This is a genomic window from Pannonibacter carbonis, assembly GCF_003012935.1.
Taxonomy (GTDB): Bacteria; Pseudomonadota; Alphaproteobacteria; order Rhizobiales; family Stappiaceae; genus Pannonibacter; species Pannonibacter carbonis.
The window spans coordinates 23,531-40,847 of the sequence record NZ_PUDR01000017.1 but is presented as its reverse complement, the minus strand read 5'-3'; the positions used below and the strand labels follow the sequence as shown (position 1 = coordinate 40,847).

Here is a 17,317-nt window from a genome sequence, read left to right as displayed (position 1 = left end):
GTCCTTACCAGACGAGGCGCGGCAGGGCGGCGCGGGCGGAGAGGCCTTCTTCCGCAAGGCGGCGGCGGATGAGGGCCTCGTCGGGAGCGTCGCTGGCCCCGAAGTCGGCGGCGTGAATGCCGCCCGTCACGAACAGCACGTCGATGCCCTGCGAGTCCGCGCCGCGAATGTCGGTGGGCAGGCCGTCGCCGATGGCCAGCACCCGGTCGCGGGAGTAAGCCGCGCCCTGGATCTCAGCCATGCGCGCAAGGGCCGCGTCATAGATCGGCTTGTGCGGCTTGCCGAGGAGATGCACGGTCCCGCCGAGGTCCTCATACAGCCGGGCCAGCGCGCCGGCGCACCAGATCAGCTTCTCGCCGCGTTCCACGACGATGTCCGGGTTTGCGCAGACCATCGGCAGGCCACGGGCAACAAGCCGGGTGAGCTGGTCACGGTAGTCGTCCGGCGTTTCGACCTCGTCGTCGAAGAGGCCGGTGCAGCTGATGAGGCCAGCGTCTTCCTCGCTCGACAGGACAACGCCCAGCCCGTCATAGATCGGCACATCCCGGTCGGCACCGATATGCAGCACCTTGCCGCCCGGCTTGGCTGCGATCATGGCGCGGGTGACATCACCGGAAGTGACGATGTCGTCATAGGCATCGCGCGGCACGCCATAGTTGGCCAGCTGCTCATGGATCTGTTCGGCCGGGCGCGGTGCGTTGGTGATGAGGATGACGCAGCCGCCGGTTTCTGCGCGGTAGCGCGACAAAGCCTCATGCGCGGCATCGAAGGCCTTCAGGCCGTTGTGCAGGACGCCCCACACATCGCTGAGCACCCCGCTGTAATCCGGCGCAAGCGTGCTGAGGCCTGGGACGAGGAGCGGGGCAATGGCGTTCATCGGGATCTCTCGGGCTGATCTGATATGATGGCGGGGAATCGGCTCTTGTCCGATCCGGATGCGGCGGACCATATACGAAGCCGGCGTCCGGCGGAACCGGGCACAAACCGGCAGCTGCCGCGTCCCTGGGAGGGCGCGGCCTGCAAGCGGAGATTTGGAACGGACATGGCAGTCAGGCAGCTCGGCGAGGCGGTGATCAACCGCATTGCCGCCGGCGAGGTGATCGAACGCCCGGCCAGCGTGATCAAGGAACTGGTCGAGAACGCCGTGGATGCCGGTGCGCGCAACATCGAGATCGTCACGGCGGCCGGCGGCAAGACGCTGATCCGCGTCTCCGATGACGGCGCGGGCATGACCGCGGCCGATCTGGCACTGGCGGTGCGCCGGCACTGCACGTCGAAACTGTCGGACGAAAACCTCTTCGACATTCGCACGCTGGGATTTCGCGGCGAGGCGCTGCCCTCGATTGGCTCCGTCGCCAGGCTGACGATTACCACAAGGCATCGGGACGAAGCCCACGCCTGGCGGATCGAGGTGGCTGGCGGCATCGAGAGCCCGCTGGAGCCAGCTGCCCGCAGTCTCGGCACCCAGGTCGAGGTGCGGGATCTGTTTTTTGCCACGCCCGCCCGGCTGAAATTCCTCAAGACCGACCGCGCCGAGGCAGCGGCGATCACCGAAGTCGTGCGCCGCATTGCGCTGGCCTATCCCGAAGTGGGCTTCAGCCTCGGCGGCTCTGACCGGCAGTCGATCATCTGGCCGGCCGCACGCGGTGAAGACCCGCGCATGGCCCGGCTGGCGCAGGTGGTTGGCGATGACTTCGTCGAGAATGCCATGCGCATCGATGCGGTGCGCGAAGGAGTTCGGTTGACCGGGTTCGCGGGCCTGCCGACCTATCACCGTGGTACGGCGCAGCAGCAGTTCTTCTATGTCAACGGCCGGCCGGTGAAGGACAAGCTGCTCCTGTCCGGCCTGCGCGGCGCCTATGCCGATGTGCTGGCCCGCGACCGGCATCCGGTTGTCGTGCTCTATGTCGATCTCGATCCGGCCTTTGTTGACGTCAACGTGCACCCGGCCAAGGCCGATGTGCGCTTCCGCGACGGGCAGCTGGTGCGCGGATTGCTGGTTGGGGCCATCAAGCATGCGCTGGTCCAGGCCGGGCATCGCTCCTCGACGTCGAATGCAGCCAGCGCCCTCGATGTGCTGCGGGCTGGCGGCGCTGGCGCAGCGGCGGCAAGCGGGCAGGGCTGGTCGCGCGCGCATGGTCCGGTGCAGGACAGGCAGGCCTCGCCCTATCGCCCCTTGCACGAGACGTCCGGTTTTGCGGAAGCCGGCCAGCCGAGGCTCGAAACAGGCGCTGATGCGGGCGGCATGGCGGCCGCTCTGGCCGGCCTGCCGCTGGCCGATCTCGCCCGGCCGTCGGCCGATGCGCGGGCGCATGGTGCGGCCATTTCCGAGGATTTGATGGCGCGTCCTCTCGGGGCTGCCAGGGCACAGGTGCACGAAACCTATATCGTGTCGCAGACGCTGGATGGTGTCGTCATCGTCGACCAGCACGCCGCGCATGAGCGCCTTGTCTATGAACGCCTCAAGGAGGCGCTGGCGCGCCGCGACGTACCGCGCCAGATGCTGCTGATCCCGGAAGTGGTGGAGCTGCCCGAGGAAGATGTCGGCCGTCTGGCCGATCACGCCGAAGCCCTGGAAGGAGCAGGTCTCGTGCTCGAGCCATTCGGCCCCGGTGCAGTGGCCGTGCGCGAGACGCCAGCGCTGCTGAAGGGGCTTGATATCCGCGCGCTGGTCCGGGATCTCGCCGACGAGCTAGCCGAATGGGACAGCGCAACCGGGCTGAAGGAGCGACTGGACCACGTTGCCGCGACCATGGCCTGCCACGGCTCCATTCGCGCCGGACGCCGGTTGCGTGTCGAGGAGATGGATGCCCTTTTGCGCGACATGGAAGCAACGCCCCTGTCTGGCCAGTGCAACCACGGCCGCCCGACCTGGATCGAGCTGAAACTGTCTGACATCGAACGGCTGTTCGGGCGCAAGTGATCGCGCTGCAAGCGGCACTAACAAAAGGCGGCCGAAGCCGCCTTTTGCGTGAGCCCTGCTGGCGAGGGTTCAGAAACTCCGTTCGATCCGGAGCGACGTGTAGACCTCGTTGCGATCCTTTTGGACCGACGAGCGATGGAAATCAAAGTTGCGGTAGGCGACTTCGGTGCCGATGCTGAGGCCGTCAACGGGCTTCCAGACCAGGTTGAGGTTGCCGCCCCACATGTTGAAGTCATTCGTCGAACCGAAGGCATCGGCATTGGCATAGTTGGCTTCGATCGAGCCTTCCAGCTGGTCGGAGAAGTTGTGCAGGAAACCGGCGCCGATGGCCCAGGTCTTCGTGGTGCGGCTCTTGCCGCCCGCAAAGATGGCATCGGTGATCTGCGGTGTCGCGGAGAGATCATCCCAGGTGTCCTGGACATAGCCGGACGCGCCGTCGGCATAGACAGCCTGGAAGGCGATGTTGTCGGTGGCACCGAACACCGGCACGTTGAGCTGAACGCCGGCACCGATGGCAAAGCCGACATCCCCCTTGGTGTTCGCCGCAGCATACCGGACATCATGCAGGGCGCCCATGATCTGGGCGCTGCCCCAGCCCTGCTCGATGCGCAAGTGGGCGATCAGATCCGGGTAGCGGTGGCCGGCATAGGCGTCGCCGCCGCCAACCAGGTTCCAGCGGCGGGTGGTGCCATCTTCGACCGAAAGGGTGGCCGACATGCCGTTGCCGAAAGCCGCCGTGTAGGCTGCGATCCAGTTCTTGTAGTCGGTGTAGACGGTGTGGAAGTTGCCGTAGGAGTAGCCGGTCCAGAAGTCGAACATGGACTGGGTCCGGCCGAAGGTGAAATTGCCGAACTGGATGAACGCCTGGTCAAGGACATAGGACGATCCGCCCGAATCGCGCTGCATATACATGTCGATGTAGGAGCGGACGAGGCCATACTCGCTGTTCGTGCGGGCATCCAGACGCAGGATCCCGCGAGCGCGCGTGGATGTGCCATCGGAAGTGCGATTCCAGTTGTTCGGACGGTCGCCGTAGTTGTTGAAGCGGTATTCCGCGCGGACGCGGCCAGAAATCCGCAGGCAGGTTTCCGTGCCTGGAATGTAGAAAAAGCCGGTGCCGAAAGCATCACAGACCCGGACGTAGTCGACCGGTTCCGGTGCGACTGGCAAATCCGCAGCCACGGCACCTGTTGTACCAACGGATGCGGCGACAACGCCAGAAGCAATCAAAGTCTTGATATTGCGCATCACATGTTCCCCATGCTTGCAAAAAACTTCTTCACTTGCAAATCCCGCAGGGTTGCATTTGTCGACTCACAAGTGAAAACACCCACCACCTGAATAAAAGAGTAGGCGATACATAAATTTTGGCCACTGGGAGAATGCAGCTTAACAGCGAATTCAATCCGGGAGATGCGGGAATGCAACATTCGGGAAATTTACTTAGCCTTACATGCAAAGGGAGTGTGCATTTGCCAAAACAGTGAGCAGCGCCACCGGCTCGAAATGCTGCAGATGCCAAAAGGAGAGGCGTGTCGGGCCGCAGGCTGGGGCGGCAATGCCCTGTCATCTCATTGTCGCGCTTTTGTCGCATGGCTCAGCGCTCAACAGGAGAAATGGAAGTGTGGCGGATCGCGATCTGGTGTGCTGCGACGGTGATGATCGTGCTGGGTCTGCTGACGGTGCTGCTGCCGATCCCGACCGGGGTGCCGCTGCTGGCGGGCGGTGCTATGCTGATCCTGTCGACGAGCCCGAGCGCGGCACGGTGGCTGCGGCGGCGACGGCGCGGGAGCGGATGGCTCAACGGATGGTTCACCTGGCTGGAACAGCGCGCGCCAGTGCGGCTTGCCCGCATCCTCGGGCGGTCGCGGCCTCGGCAAAAGTGAGCGGAGCGGATCCGGGCGAAGCCGGATCCTGAACGCTCAAGGGAGCAGGGTTCAGGCTCTGAGGAACAGCACCTGGCTGTCGCTAGCGCTGCGCTGGTCGATCAGGTCGAAGCCCTGCGGAATGGCAATGACGGCGTTGGCACGCTCTTCCAGAACGCAGATGGCGCCTGCAGCCAGCCAGCCGCCTTCCCGTGCCGAGGCAAGGGCCAGTTCGCCGAGGCCCTTGTCATAAGGGGGGTCGGCAAAGACGAGATCGAAGGGCTCGATGGTGCCGGCAGGGCCGAGCTTCGTTGCATCCCGGCGCAGGATCTTGGCGAGGCCGTTGAGGCCCATGGTTTCCATGTTGCGGCGGATGAGGCCGCGCGGTTCGACAGCCTCCTCCACGAAGGTCACATGCCGTGCCCCGCGGCTGACTGCTTCAAAGCCGAGCGCACCCGTGCCGGCGAACAGGTCCAGCACCCGCACGCCATCCAGATCCACCCCGATGCCATGCGCCAGGATGTTGAAGATTGTCTCGCGCAGCCGGTCGCTGGTCGGACGCGTGGCGTCCGACCTGGGTGTTGCAAGCGCGGTTCCCTTGAACCGTCCGGCGATGATGCGCATTGTCAGCCGCCTGTCTTAGCTGCGGCCGCGCGGGCGGGAGCCGCCATTGCCGCGCGGAGCGCCGCCCTTGGGACCGGCACCACGCGGGCCACCGCGCGGCGCGCCGCCTTTGGACCCTGCACCCTTGGGACCACCGAAGCCACGGCCACCGCCGCCGCCACCACCACCGCCGCCGAAGCCGCGACCTGGCCGGTCGCCGCGATCCGGACGATCGCCCCGGTTCGGGCGATCTGCACGATCCAGGCGGTCGGCTCGGTCCGGACGGCTGAAGTTGCGGTCAGGGCGGGCACCACGGTCGGGACGCTCGCGGCGCTCCGGGCGATCGGCACGGCTGAAGCCGCGCGGGCCTTCGTAGGCGTCATCCCGGCCGCGCGGCGGACCCTTGCGGTCGGCGCCCATGCGGGATTCCTGCTGCTTGTCGGCTACGATGCCGTCCTCGCTCCAGATCCGGCGTTGCGGCTGGGGCCGTGCGGGCCGATCCGACTGCTGTGGCCGGGCATCAGGGCGCGGCTCGCGCGTCAGCCGGAAACGGCTGCGCGGCGAGACTTTCATCGGCCTCTGTGCATCGCCACGTTCTTCGCGCCCGCCATCACGGTTTCTATCGCGATTTCCGCCGCGATACCCGTCTCTGGCGCCGTCACGGCTCCTGTCATCGCGGCCGCCCTCGCGACCACCCTCGCGACCACCGTCACGGGCCGGACGCTTGCGGCCACCGATGGCAGCAGCGCCGTCACGGGCGGTCATCCATTCACCGCGACCCTGCTTCTGCGGCGCCGGGCGGTCCTTTTTCTTCGGCTTGTCGCCCTCTTCACCCGGGATATGGGTGAGGACCGGCGCATCGAAATCGGCGCCGGCGGCAGATGCCAGCTTTTCGCCAAGCTGGTCACGTAGAACGCGGCCACGGATCTCGCGCACTTCGCCTTCCGGCAACTCCATCAACTGGAACGGGCCGAAGGACAGGCGGATCAGCCGGTTCACGGACAGGCCGAGATGCTCAAGGACGCGCTTGACCTCGCGGTTCTTGCCTTCGCGCAGGCCCATGGTGAGCCAGACGTTGTCCCCCTGCACCTTGTCGAGGGTCGCCTCGATGCCGGCATAGAGGACGCCGTCGATGGCGATGCCGTCGGCAAGGCCGTTGAGCTGCTCCTGGGTGACTTCGCCGAAGGCGCGGACCCGGTAGCGGCGCAGCCAGCCGGTGGCCGGCAGTTCCATGACCCGGGCGAGACCGCCGTCATTGGTCAGGAGCAACAGGCCTTCGGTGTTGATGTCGAGACGGCCGACGGAGAGAACGCGCGGCATTTCCTTCGGCAGCGCGTCAAAGACCGTCGGGCGGCCTTCCGGATCATGGTTGGTCGTCACCAGGCCGCGCGGCTTGTGGTAGAGCCACAGGCGGGTGCGTTCCTTCTGCGGCATCGGCTGGCCGTCGACGAGGATCGTGTCGTCCTCGGTGACGGTAAAGGCCGGCGTCGTCAGCACGGTGCCATTGACGCTGACGCGCCCGGCTTCGATCCAGACTTCCGCATCCCGGCGAGAACACAGTCCGGCGCGGGCCATCACCTTGGCGATGCGCTCGGCTTCGCCGGCGAAGGAAATGGACGACGGCGTTTCGGACGGAACGCCTGTGCCCTTGGCCGGGCGGTCTGCCGGTGCCTTGCGCGGGAAGGGCTTGCCCCCGGGACGGTCGCCGCTGCGCGGGCCGCGAGCCGGACGGGCATCATCGAAGCGGCCACCGGAGGACTTGCCACCATAGGGCTTTGCTCCGAAGGGCTTGTCGGCGCGGGGTCCACGCGGCGCATCGCCACGGTTGGGGCGGTCGCCAAAACTGCGCTGTGGACGGCCTTCGCCGCCGTCGCTGCGGCCACCAAAGCCGCGGTTCGGACGGCCTTCGCCGCGATCAGGACGGTCGCCAAAGCTGCGCTGCGGACGGCCCTCACCGCCGTCGCTGCGGGCGTCAAAGCCGCGCTGCGGCCGATCGGCGCCGCTGGGCGCGCCGGGTTTGCGGGGGGAACGGGACGCGCCATCAGAAGCGCCCGTACGACGGGACGGTCCGCCGGGCTTGCCGCCGCGGGGCCGGGAAGGGATTTTCTTGTCGGTCATTCCAGCCTCATAGCAGAGGTTTCCCACTTTAGGAATCGGACATTTGCGGCCTTTGCGCAAAATGCATGCCTGATCTGTCAAATGGTTTATAACGCGGGCGTCATTTGCTCCGGATCCCGCCTCCCGGACCGGATCAAACCAGCCGCAAGAGGATGCCGCTGCCAGCATGAGTGCCACCCCTTCGGGGTCGGAGGAAACCGACCCTCCATCGACCTTTTCCAGCTTCATGGATCTGGCGCTTGCAGAAGCGCGGGCGGCAGCCTTGCGGGGGGAGGTTCCCGTTGGTGCAGTGGTCGTGCGCGATGGCAAGGTGCTTGCCTGCGCGGGAAATCGAACGCTCGAACTCAATGACCCGACGGCGCACGCAGAAGTGCTGGCGATCCGCATGGCCTGTGACGCGGTGCAATCCCAGCGGCTCACCGGCTGTGACCTTTACGTGACGCTGGAGCCTTGCCCGATGTGTGCCGGAGCAATCTCGTTTGCCCGTATTCGCCGGCTGTACTACGGCGCTGATGATCCAAAGGGCGGAGCGGTCGACAATGGCGTGCGGCTGTTTGGCCAGCCGACCTGTCATCATGCGCCGGATGTCTATTCGGGATTTTCCGGGACAGAAGCCGCCGGCCTGTTGCGGGATTTCTTCCGCGAGCGTCGCGAGGACCGCTGAGGGGCTGGGTCTGCGGAGGAGCGCCGAGCGCGGGATGCGGGAGATCTGGAAAAAATTGGCGCCGCCCCGGAGAAGACATGGGAGAACGAACGGGGCGGCGCCAGTCGGGGGCAGGTGGGAGGAGAACCTACCCCTTGATGCTGCAAAGCGTGACCGGCCGGCGATGCGTCCGGGCGGCCAGATAGGGTTCAACGCCAGTGCTGGATGACACCGCGCGGGATTGCTGGAACAGGAGTTCGCCCGCATGGCCGGCCTCTTCGACGAGGGCGCGGCGGCTGCAACTGGCAGCAATGGCAAAACCGAGCTGCCGTAAATGCGCCTTGCGGTAACAGAAGACCGCGAGCCGGGCGCGCTGGTCTTCCGGCAGGCTGTGAGCGACGGACGCGGCTGATGTTGCATTCTGCCGCATCAAGACTTGGAAGGTCTCTTCAGAGACCGGGCAAATATCCTCGTTCAAGGATTCTGGGGCCACGCGGTTCATCCGCTTTCTCCTTCTGGATATAGCCCAATTCTCTGGTGTATCGGTTAATCTAAAGTTAAAATGCTGTATAAGTTAAAAAACTGACGAAAAGAATAGCATAATTACATAGCGTCACTGTCACAACTAACAGGGTAAAAATCTTTATCTATCGGGAAAGTTGCTTATCGAGTGCATCTGCAAGTTGCCGTTTGACATCTTCTCGCAACGGGGCCGCCGCATCCAGCACGCCGCGTGTTTTCATGAAGTCGAGCACACGAATGTTGCCGACATCCGGCCGCACGAGAATATGCGGCATCCTTTGCTTGACCTTTTCGGCCGTGATCGAGCGCATCAGGATCTGTGAGGCACCAAAAAGGGCGTCGAGCGTCGTTGGGAAATGCTTGCCCGGGCGCGGCACGGGTGTCCCGACAACATCCACCGCCACGACGATATCGCAGTCTTGCGGAAGGGCGTCGAAGGGCAGGGGATTGGCGACGCCGCCATCGATCAGCACCTTGCCTTGCAGGCGGACTGGACGGAAGACGGCGGGAATTGCAAAGGATGCGGCAATGGCAGGGGCGAGCGGGCCGCTGCGAATGTCCACCTCGGCGCAGCCGTAGAAGTCGGTCGCCAGTACGGTCAGCGGGATCGAGAGCTCCTCGAAGGTTTCCGGCAAATGCGATCCGGCAAAGAGGTGCAGCACCTTCAGCGGGTCGAACTGGGCGAGGCCACTGCCAAAGACGTCGGCGAGGCGGCGCGGCCGTAGCTGCCATAGCTTCGCCAGCAGGGCGTTGCGGTTGCGGAAGGTCTCGACGGCGAGATCATGCAGGTCCTGACCGGACAGGCCGGCAGCATAGCCGGCGCCGAGCAGCGCGCCGATCGAGGAACCGGCGATGAAGTCCGGCTTGATACCCAGATCATCAAAAGCCTGCAGCACCGGGATATGCGACATGCCGCGCGCACCGCCGCCGCCAAGGGCGAGGCCTATGGTGGCACCGGTCCGCGGGGCAGGTATCCTGGCGGGCCTGCTTGCTATCTCACCTGCCGGCGGTTCTGTCCGCAGGTCCGTCTTTGGAACTGGCGGGTGAGCGGTCCGGGACCTTGGCATTTTTGCGTTCTCCTGATGACCGGCTGGACTGTTGCGGATCAGCTTAGGCAGTCAGGAAAGGAAGTAGCGCAGAAAGGGTTTCAGTGGGGTTTTCTTCGACAAGGAAGTGGCCGCCATCAATTGCCTTGCCCTGAACATCACTGGCCCAGTTGCGCCAGACGTCCAGTGGCGTGCCTGCGCCGGGCGCAATTCCGTGTCCGCCCCAGAGCGCCAGCAGGGGCGCCGAAATGCGTCGTCCTGTGGCCAGATCAGCTGCATCGTCGGCGAAATCGGCCGTTGCGCCGGCACGGTAGTCCTGGCAGGCGGCATGCACGCGTCCAGTTGCGGCAAAGGCGGCCCGATAGGCGGCAAGGGCCGCCGGATGAAACGCGCTCAAGTTCTTGCGGGCGGTCCAACTGGCCATCGTGTGGTCAAGGTAAAAGCCGGGGTCTCCGCCGATCAGCCGCTCTGGCAGCGGTTCAGGCTGGGCGAGGAAGGCCCAATGGTAGACCTTCAGGGCAAAGGCCTTGTCCATGCGCTGCCAGTAATCATGGGTCGGCAGGATGTCGAGCACCGCCAGACGGCTGACCCTGGCCGGGTGGTCAAGGGCCAGCCGGTAGGCAACCCGCCCGCCGCGATCATGGCCACAGACGGCAAATCTGCCATGCCCAAACGCGTCCATCAGGGTGCATATGTCCATGGCCAATTGCCGCTTGCTCATCGCTTCCACGGGCTCGCCCGGCAGGTCGCTGTCGCCATAGCCGGGCAGATCGGGAAGGATGAGAGAAAAATGCGCGGCAAGCGCGCCGGCCAGCGGGTGCCACATGACATGGGTCTGCGGATAGCCATGCAGCAGCAGCAACGCCGGACCCGACCCGCCCCGGCGCCCGCAGATGCGACCGCGCGGGCCTTGAAACTCAAAGCGTTCAAAGGTTTGAGGAAAGAGGTCGGCAGCGGTGACGGGATGAGTAGAGGGCAAGCCTCAAGGCTCCGGGAACGGCGAAATCTGGCGGACAGCTTGCGATGTCCGCCAGATCGGCGCAAGCCGGAATTACATTCCGTAAAGGAAGTTGTTGCACGGACGGCAAGTCGGCGCATCATGGAGGAAATGAAGCGGGGGCTTCACCGTGATCCCTGACCTGTCACCGGCCGCGCGCGATGGCCTGCCAGCCAATGTCCCGACGGCAGAACCCTTCCGGCCAGTCGATCCGGTCAACGGCTTCATAGGCGCGCGCCTGCGCTTCGGCCACCGTATGGCCAAGGGCCGTGACATTGAGAACGCGGCCGCCATTGGCGAGGGTCCGGCCGTCCTCGCTCCGGGTGCCGGCATGGAAGACCTTGACGCCCTCCAGGGCATTTGCGGAAGCAATGCCCCTGATCTCGCTGCCGCGCGCATAGTCGCCGGGGTAGCCGTTGGCGGCCAGGACCACGGTCAGCGCGACCTCATCGCGCCAGCGTGGCGTCATCCGGTCGAGCGTGCCGTCGATGGTGGCGAGCAAAAGGGGGACGATGTCGTCGACGAGGCGCATCATCAGCACCTGACACTCCGGATCACCGAAACGGGTGTTGTATTCGATGAGCTTCGGACCGGCGTCGGTGATCATCAGCCCGGCGAACAGCACACCCTTGAACGGCGTCCCACGTCGCGCCATCGTTTCGATGGTCGGCCGGATGATCTCGGCCATGGTGCGGGCAATCATGGCCTCGTCCATGACGGGGGCGGGAGAATAGGCGCCCATGCCGCCGGTGTTCGGTCCCTTGTCGCCATCGAAGACCCGCTTGTGGTCCTGCGCGGTGGCAAGAGCAAGGCCGGTGCGGCCATCGGAGAGGACGAAAAAGCTTGCCTCCTCGCCGGTCATGAACTCCTCGACAACGACCTCGGCCCCGGCAGCGCCGAAACTGCCGTCGAAACAGGCGCGGACGGCCTCTTCGGCCTCCTCAAGCGACATGGCGACGACCACGCCCTTGCCGGCTGCAATGCCATCCGCCTTGACCACGATCGGTGCGCCGACCTGTTGCACATAGGCGAGAGCTGCATCCTTGTCGGTGAAACGGCCATAGGCAGCGGTCGGAATCCCGGCTTCGGTGCACAGGTCCTTGGTGAAGCCCTTGGAGCCTTCCAGTTGGGCTGCGGCCTGGTTCGGCCCGAAGGCGCGGATGCCCGCAGCGGTCAGGTGATCGACAATCCCGGCCACCAGCGGGCCTTCCGGGCCGACAACCACAAGGTCAATCGCCTTTTCCTTGCAGAACGCGATCACGGCCGGTGCATCTGTGACGTCTACCTGGACGGTCTCGGCCTCTTCCGCGATGCCGGCATTGCCCGGTGCTGCATAGAGGCGGGTGGTCAGCGGCGAGGCGGCGATGGCACAGGCGAGGGCGTGTTCGCGGCCGCCGGATCCGATGAGGAAGATGTTCATGGGCAAAGTCTCGGCCGTTCGGGGGACGGGAACCGGCAGAAGCCGATGCTCCTGCCTTGCGATGGCTGGGCTCTAGCATGGCAGCGCCCCTCACGGCAATCACGGCCGGGCCAGGCGACAACAGGGGAGACAGGATGAGCAGGGCAGGTGGCTTTTCGCTGCTGTTGGGCGGACCGGGAACCAGCGAGACGATCACACTTCTGGCCCGTCAGTTCTGGTCGGAGGCAGGGGAGGTGTTCTCGCGCCGCCAGGAAGACGCCATGCGCACCCTGATGGTCGACGCCAGCCTTGGCCGGGCCTGGCTTGCCCAGTATCGCAATGAGCCGGTCGGCTTTGCCGTGGCGCTGTATCGTCACTCGATCGGGTATGGCGGACGTGTTGCCTTGCTGGACGATCTTTATCTGGTCGAACGCATGCGCGGGCGCGGGCTTGGCCGGCGCATGCTGCGGGCGGTCAGCGAGGATCTGGAAGCCTTCGGCTTGTTGCAAATGCATGCCCTTGCGCCGCGCAACTCGGTCGCCGCAGGCCTTTATGCCAGCGAGGGATTTATGCCAGCGCAGATGCAGCTTTTCGAAAGGCCCTTCGATCCCGAGCCTCAGGCCTGAGACCGGAGGGGGAGTTCCAGGCTGAATCCGCTAGGATAGTTTCACGCGGCTGCAACGTTTTGCGGTTTTGGCAAAAGTTAACTTGTTTTGTTGGGTGTGCAGGTTACGAAAGCAGCCATGGCCGTCTCCAATTCGCTGCTGCTTGTCGCACAGGCAGCCCTCTATTTTGTCGTGATGATGACCCTGCTGCACCGGCGCAAGAGCATCGGGCTGGGTGTTTTCATGTGCGCGCTGGGCGTCATGCATTTCCTGGAGACGTATCTGGCCAGCGTTTTCTATGTGCAACTGCCGCACGGCATTATTTCGCCTGGGTCGACGGTGCTGTTTTCCGGCAAGTTGCTGATGATCCTCCTTCTTTATGTGAAGGAAGATGCGGCAACGGTGCGCCAGCCGATCCACGGCCTGCTGTTCGGCAATTTCTTGATCGTCGGCCTGGTGATGATCCTGCGCAATCACGAGACGGTTCAGGTTGTCGCCGGGCGCGAGCCGGACATCGCCTTTGTCGACGAGATGGGCTTGTTGATGGTCTGGGGCACGGTCCTGCTCTATATCGACAGTCTCGCGATCATCCTGCTGTATGAGCGCCTGGGGCGCTGGCTGGGGCGGCATTTCGTGTTGCGCGTGCTGATCTGCGGCGCACTGGTGCTGACGTTTGACCAGCTCGGGTTCTATATCGCCCTCCATCTGGTCTCCGATGCGCCCTTGTCGGTGCTCTACGGCGGCTGGGTCGCCAAGATGCTGGCGACTGTGGTCTACGCCCTATTCTTCATGGCCTATCTTGCCTTGTTCCCGGCTGGAGAACAGAAGGCAGGACCGCGCCGGTTTCGGGACCTGTTTGACGTCCTGACCTACCGCGAGCGCTACGAGGACCTCTTGAAGACCTCGCATCTCGACTTTTTGACCAAGGTCTCCCATCGCAGCCAGTTCGACACGACCGCCCAGGATCTGATCGATGTTTCGACTGCCAATGGCCACAGCGCCAGCCTGATCCTGATCGACATCGACCACTTCAAGGCCGTCAATGACACCTACGGGCATCAGGCGGGCGACGAGGTCCTGGCCACGGTGGCGCGGGTCCTGCGCGACAACCAGCGCTCGGACGACCACATCTTCCGCTATGGCGGCGAGGAATTTGTCATCGTGAGCCAGCGGATGGGGGCGGAGGCGGCGCAGAGCTTCTCCGACCGATTGCGCCGGGCCATCGAGGACGTGACCCGGGATGCCTTCCTTGAACCGGTGACCGTGAGCATCGGCATTGCCGCCGCACCCCTGGAAGGGCGTGATCTGGCCACCTTGTTCGAGATCGCGGACCGGCGGCTTTATGCAGCCAAGGCAAGCGGGCGTAATCGGGTGGTGGGTCCCTTGAACGAACCTGTCCCTGTCCCGGTCTGAGATGCCGCAGCATGCGCCCGGGGGGCTCGTCAGGCGTGCCGCCTCATGCTAACCAGACCGCATGAGCTTCAAGATCTTCGGCACACAGGACACCGGCCCCGTTGCAGACGCGGTCAAACGCCACTGGGTGGACACCCGTCTGCCGCCCTGGGCGCGGCCCTATGCGCGTCTGGCGCGCTGGGAGCGGCCGATCGGCTGGTGGCTGCTGCTGTGGCCGTGCTGGTGGTCGGCAGCGTTGGCCGCGATTGCTGCCGGGTCCCCTTGGCCCAACCCCTGGCATCTGGCACTGTTCCTGATCGGGGCCGTGGCGATGCGCGGCGCTGGCTGCACGTTCAATGATCTGGTCGACGAGGACATTGACGCCAGGGTCGAGCGCACCCGGTCGCGTCCGATCCCCGCCGGTCAGGTCAGCCGGGGGCAGGCGAAGCTGTTCATGGCACTGCAGGCACTGGTGGGCGCTGCTGTGCTGGTCCAGTTCAACCTGTTCACGATCCTTCTCGGCCTCGCCTCGCTGCTGGTCGTGGCGATCTACCCGTTCATGAAGCGGTTCACCAACTGGCCGCAGCTGTTCCTCGGCTTTGCCTTCTCCTGGGGCGCGCTGATGGGCTGGGCGGCGGCTTTCGGCCGCCTCGACTGGGCGCCGATCCTGCTCTATGCCGGCGGCATCGCCTGGACCATCGGCTATGACACGATCTACGCGCATCAGGACAAGGAGGACGACGCAATGGTCGGCGTGCGCTCCACGGCGCGTCTGTTCGGGGCCTGGACTAAGCCGGCGCTTGCCCTGCTCTACGGACTTGCGACTGTGCTGTTCATGCTGGCGGCAGCACTTGTGGATGCCGGGCCATTCGCCTTTGCCGGGTTGGCGCTCGGTGCCGTGCATCTTCTGTGGCAGATCGTGGTCCTCGATATCGATGACCCGGACCAGTGCCTGCGGCTATTCCGCTCCAACACCACCTATGGCTGGATCGTCTTCATCGGGCTTTGCGCGGAAGCGGTGATTTCGGCGGTCTGACCGAAGCAAGCCCGAACGAGGAGCAGAAGATCATCACCGCTCGGCCGGTTTCAGCTGCCAACGCGGCGGCGTTGATCCTGTGGCCGATCCAGATCCAGCGAGTGGTCATAGGCCTGTGCTGCTGCGGAAGGTGTATTGGCCGTCGATCCCTGCCAGTCCGGATCGGCGTGTGTTCCCAAGCCGGCTGTTTTGCTCAGAACCACTTTATTGCGACCGCTGCGCTTGGCTGTATAGAGCGCGGCATCGGCCTGGGCGATTGCAACTTCCAGCGTGCCGGTCGGCGCCCGCCCGGCATAGACGCCGGCGCTGGTGGTGGTGATCAGGATGCCGCCTGTGCGGGCGCGCACCTGGTTGGCAAATCGCTGGCGCAGCCGGTCGGCAAAGGCAAAGGCGAAAGCTTCGTCGGCATCGGGCAGGAAGACGACGAACTCCTCTCCCCCAAGCCGGCCCGTGATGTCCCCGGGGCGACGCATCTGAGTGCAGCAGTCCGCGAAGACGAGCAGCATCTCGTCGCCCATGGCATGCCCGAAGCGGTCATTCACTGACTTGAACTCGTCCAGATCAAACAGCGCAACCGCGAACTGGCCAGTCCGATGCGCGGCGTTTTCCAGCCACAGCCCGGCATTTTCAAAGAAGTCGCGGCGATTGGCGAGGCCGGTCAGGGGATCGCGCCTTGCCTGTTCGCGCAAAAGCCGCTCTTCCTGTTCGATGACCATGGCAAAGGCGCAGATGATCGTCGCCATCACTGCCATGATCATCCAGAGGATATAGGCTGCGAAAAACGGCGAAGTCAGCGCCTGTTTGAAGTCGGTCATGCCGCTGGTGTAGACGCCGACAAACAGAACACATTGCATCAGCAGCTCAAGCACCATGACCCAGCTGAGCCAACGCGCCGCGCGAATGCGCTCGGTGTTGAGACGGAAGCTCAGGTAGATGGCGGCCACAGCCGTCAGCGTCAGGGACAGGTGCTGGTAGATCGAGCGGGCGAGGTAACTGTCGTAGAACGCGGGATAGAGGCACAGCACGAGCCAGCCAAGGGTTGGCAGCGCCGCCGCGAGATTATAGCGGTCGATCCGCCAGAAAGCCGCGATCGCGGCGATCCGCATGCCCATGCCGCCCAGCACAAGTGCGTTGCCGACGACGATGCTGATCACATCCGGGATCTGCCCACGCAGGGCCAGCAGAAGCATGCCGAAGCCAACCATCATCAGGGCAATCGACCACAGGCGGATCGAGTCCTTCTGCGCCCCGCTCTTGTGCATGGAAAACCGCCATACGAAGAACAGCATGCCGGCACCGACCATTTGCATGACGGTGAGAGCTGCGTTCAAGGTGACGACGTCCAGCCGCATGGGTCACTCGTGTTGGGGGGGCAACTTCTCGGGGCATTGATAAAATCCTGCCCGTTAATTTTTCCAGTATGCGGGCGAATAAAAAGGGCCGTATTGCAACGGCCCTGGGAGCATCTTCAGGTTCTGGCGATGATCTCGCGCTCTCCGCGATGCACCGCCGGGGCCGTGCCCCTGGCGCCAGTCTTGCGCCGGTTGAGAAAACGCGGGCGACGCGCGGTCAGGGCATAGACCCGGCGACGCTGCGGGGCAAAGGTCGAGCCTGGTGCCTCGCTAATCGTGGAAATGCTGCCGTCCGGCTCGCACATCTGCAAGGGCAGTTTCAGGCTCTCACCCCACATTGCCCAGTCGTCTGCCAGATCCTCGGCATTGTCCGCTTCACGCAAGGTGACGCAGAGCGCGGGATCGGCATGGCGCAGGAACAGGCGGGCGTTCAGGGTGCCCGGCAGCGCGCCGGGAGCGATTTCAACCGCCACGCCAAGGAAGACATGGATCGGGACCACAAGGGTCAGGGGCAGGCCGGCGAGCGGCCGATTGATGATGGCCGTGTCCCGGTCGAGATAGACCCGGGCGGTGACGCGGGCCGCGCCACCGGAAGGCGGGGCGCTCATGGTGGTGTCGAATTTGACCGGCAGGGAGGCCGGGTCGAGCCGCTTCGCGCTGCCCGACCCGGTTCCATGTGCTCCGTCAATGGCTGTCTGACGTCCCAAGTGCCTCTCCATCGGGCCCATGGTTTTTTGGGTTGGGCCTCGTGATGACTTCACCTTAAGGGGCGACCTCTCCCGGTCCGCTTAACAGGCACGGTTAAAAAAGCTTGAT

16 protein-coding genes are annotated in these 17,317 nt (G+C 64.6%); 6 read left to right on the top strand and 10 right to left on the bottom strand.

Features of this window, described 5'->3' with window-relative positions; translation table 11 throughout:
- Positions 1-4: 4 nt before the first annotated feature.
- Positions 5-877, bottom strand: a complete 873-nt coding sequence (locus C8348_RS19185; RefSeq protein WP_106754918.1) for a TIGR01459 family HAD-type hydrolase — start codon at positions 875-877, stop codon at positions 5-7.
- Between the two features lie 165 nt (positions 878-1,042).
- Here C8348_RS19185 and mutL point away from each other — a divergent pair, with 165 nt between their 5' ends.
- A complete protein-coding gene (gene mutL / locus C8348_RS19180; protein ID WP_106754917.1) occupies positions 1,043-2,923 on the top strand; it encodes a DNA mismatch repair endonuclease MutL in 1,881 nt (626 codons plus the stop codon).
- A gap of 69 nt (positions 2,924-2,992) precedes the next feature.
- Here the strand turns inward: mutL and C8348_RS19175 are convergent, their stop codons facing one another.
- A complete protein-coding gene (locus C8348_RS19175; protein ID WP_106754916.1) occupies positions 2,993-4,171 on the bottom strand; it encodes a porin in 1,179 nt (392 codons plus the stop codon).
- Positions 4,172-4,515: 344 nt separating this feature from the next.
- On the opposite strand from C8348_RS19175, the gene C8348_RS19170 reads away from it, so the two are divergent.
- Positions 4,516-4,809, top strand: coding sequence for a hypothetical protein (locus tag C8348_RS19170; RefSeq protein WP_208983825.1), 294 nt, complete (start codon positions 4,516-4,518; stop codon positions 4,807-4,809).
- 51 nt (positions 4,810-4,860) lie between these two features.
- Here the strand turns inward: C8348_RS19170 and rsmD are convergent, their stop codons facing one another.
- Both rsmD and C8348_RS19160 read right to left on the bottom strand, forming a co-directional pair.
- On the bottom strand, positions 4,861-5,412 hold the full coding sequence (gene rsmD / locus C8348_RS19165) for a 16S rRNA (guanine(966)-N(2))-methyltransferase RsmD (RefSeq protein ID WP_106754914.1): 552 nt from the start codon (positions 5,410-5,412) through the stop codon (positions 4,861-4,863).
- A gap of 15 nt (positions 5,413-5,427) precedes the next feature.
- A complete protein-coding gene (locus tag C8348_RS19160; RefSeq protein WP_106754913.1) occupies positions 5,428-7,509 on the bottom strand; it encodes a pseudouridine synthase in 2,082 nt (693 codons plus the stop codon).
- 166 nt (positions 7,510-7,675) lie between these two features.
- Between C8348_RS19160 and C8348_RS19155 the strand changes: the two genes are divergently transcribed.
- Positions 7,676-8,173, top strand: coding sequence for a nucleoside deaminase (locus C8348_RS19155; protein ID WP_106754912.1), 498 nt, complete (start codon positions 7,676-7,678; stop codon positions 8,171-8,173).
- 127 nt (positions 8,174-8,300) lie between these two features.
- Here the strand turns inward: C8348_RS19155 and C8348_RS19150 are convergent, their stop codons facing one another.
- The 4 genes from C8348_RS19150 to purD all read right to left on the bottom strand — a co-directional run bounded on the left by C8348_RS19150 (position 8,301) and on the right by purD (position 12,137).
- Complete coding sequence (locus C8348_RS19150) at positions 8,301-8,654, bottom strand: hypothetical protein (RefSeq protein ID WP_106754911.1); 354 nt, start codon at positions 8,652-8,654, stop codon at positions 8,301-8,303.
- Positions 8,655-8,799: 145 nt separating this feature from the next.
- Positions 8,800-9,621, bottom strand: a complete 822-nt coding sequence (locus C8348_RS19145; protein WP_341871597.1) for a patatin-like phospholipase family protein — start codon at positions 9,619-9,621, stop codon at positions 8,800-8,802.
- A 163-nt stretch (positions 9,622-9,784) separates the two neighbouring features.
- Positions 9,785-10,699 carry an alpha/beta fold hydrolase gene (locus C8348_RS19140; protein ID WP_425270836.1) on the bottom strand — a complete coding sequence of 305 codons (915 nt, stop codon included), beginning with the start codon at positions 10,697-10,699 and terminating at the stop codon, positions 9,785-9,787.
- 163 nt (positions 10,700-10,862) lie between these two features.
- Positions 10,863-12,137, bottom strand: coding sequence for a phosphoribosylamine--glycine ligase (purD, locus tag C8348_RS19135; protein WP_106754909.1), 1,275 nt, complete (start codon positions 12,135-12,137; stop codon positions 10,863-10,865).
- A 134-nt stretch (positions 12,138-12,271) separates the two neighbouring features.
- Between purD and C8348_RS19130 the strand changes: the two genes are divergently transcribed.
- The 3 genes from C8348_RS19130 (at position 12,272) to ubiA (ending at position 15,149) form a co-directional block, all read left to right on the top strand.
- Positions 12,272-12,742 carry a GNAT family N-acetyltransferase gene (locus tag C8348_RS19130; protein ID WP_106754908.1) on the top strand — a complete coding sequence of 157 codons (471 nt, stop codon included), beginning with the start codon at positions 12,272-12,274 and terminating at the stop codon, positions 12,740-12,742.
- A 117-nt stretch (positions 12,743-12,859) separates the two neighbouring features.
- A complete protein-coding gene (locus C8348_RS19125; protein WP_106754907.1) occupies positions 12,860-14,134 on the top strand; it encodes a GGDEF domain-containing protein in 1,275 nt (424 codons plus the stop codon).
- A 61-nt stretch (positions 14,135-14,195) separates the two neighbouring features.
- Complete coding sequence (gene ubiA / locus C8348_RS19120) at positions 14,196-15,149, top strand: 4-hydroxybenzoate octaprenyltransferase (protein WP_106754906.1); 954 nt, start codon at positions 14,196-14,198, stop codon at positions 15,147-15,149.
- A gap of 50 nt (positions 15,150-15,199) precedes the next feature.
- On the opposite strand, the gene C8348_RS19115 is transcribed toward ubiA, so the two are convergent.
- Both C8348_RS19115 and C8348_RS19110 read right to left on the bottom strand, forming a co-directional pair.
- A complete protein-coding gene (locus tag C8348_RS19115; protein WP_106754905.1) occupies positions 15,200-16,501 on the bottom strand; it encodes a GGDEF domain-containing protein in 1,302 nt (433 codons plus the stop codon).
- 116 nt (positions 16,502-16,617) lie between these two features.
- Positions 16,618-17,208, bottom strand: coding sequence for a DUF6101 family protein (locus tag C8348_RS19110; RefSeq protein WP_208983824.1), 591 nt, complete (start codon positions 17,206-17,208; stop codon positions 16,618-16,620).
- Positions 17,209-17,317: the final 109 nt, after the last annotated feature.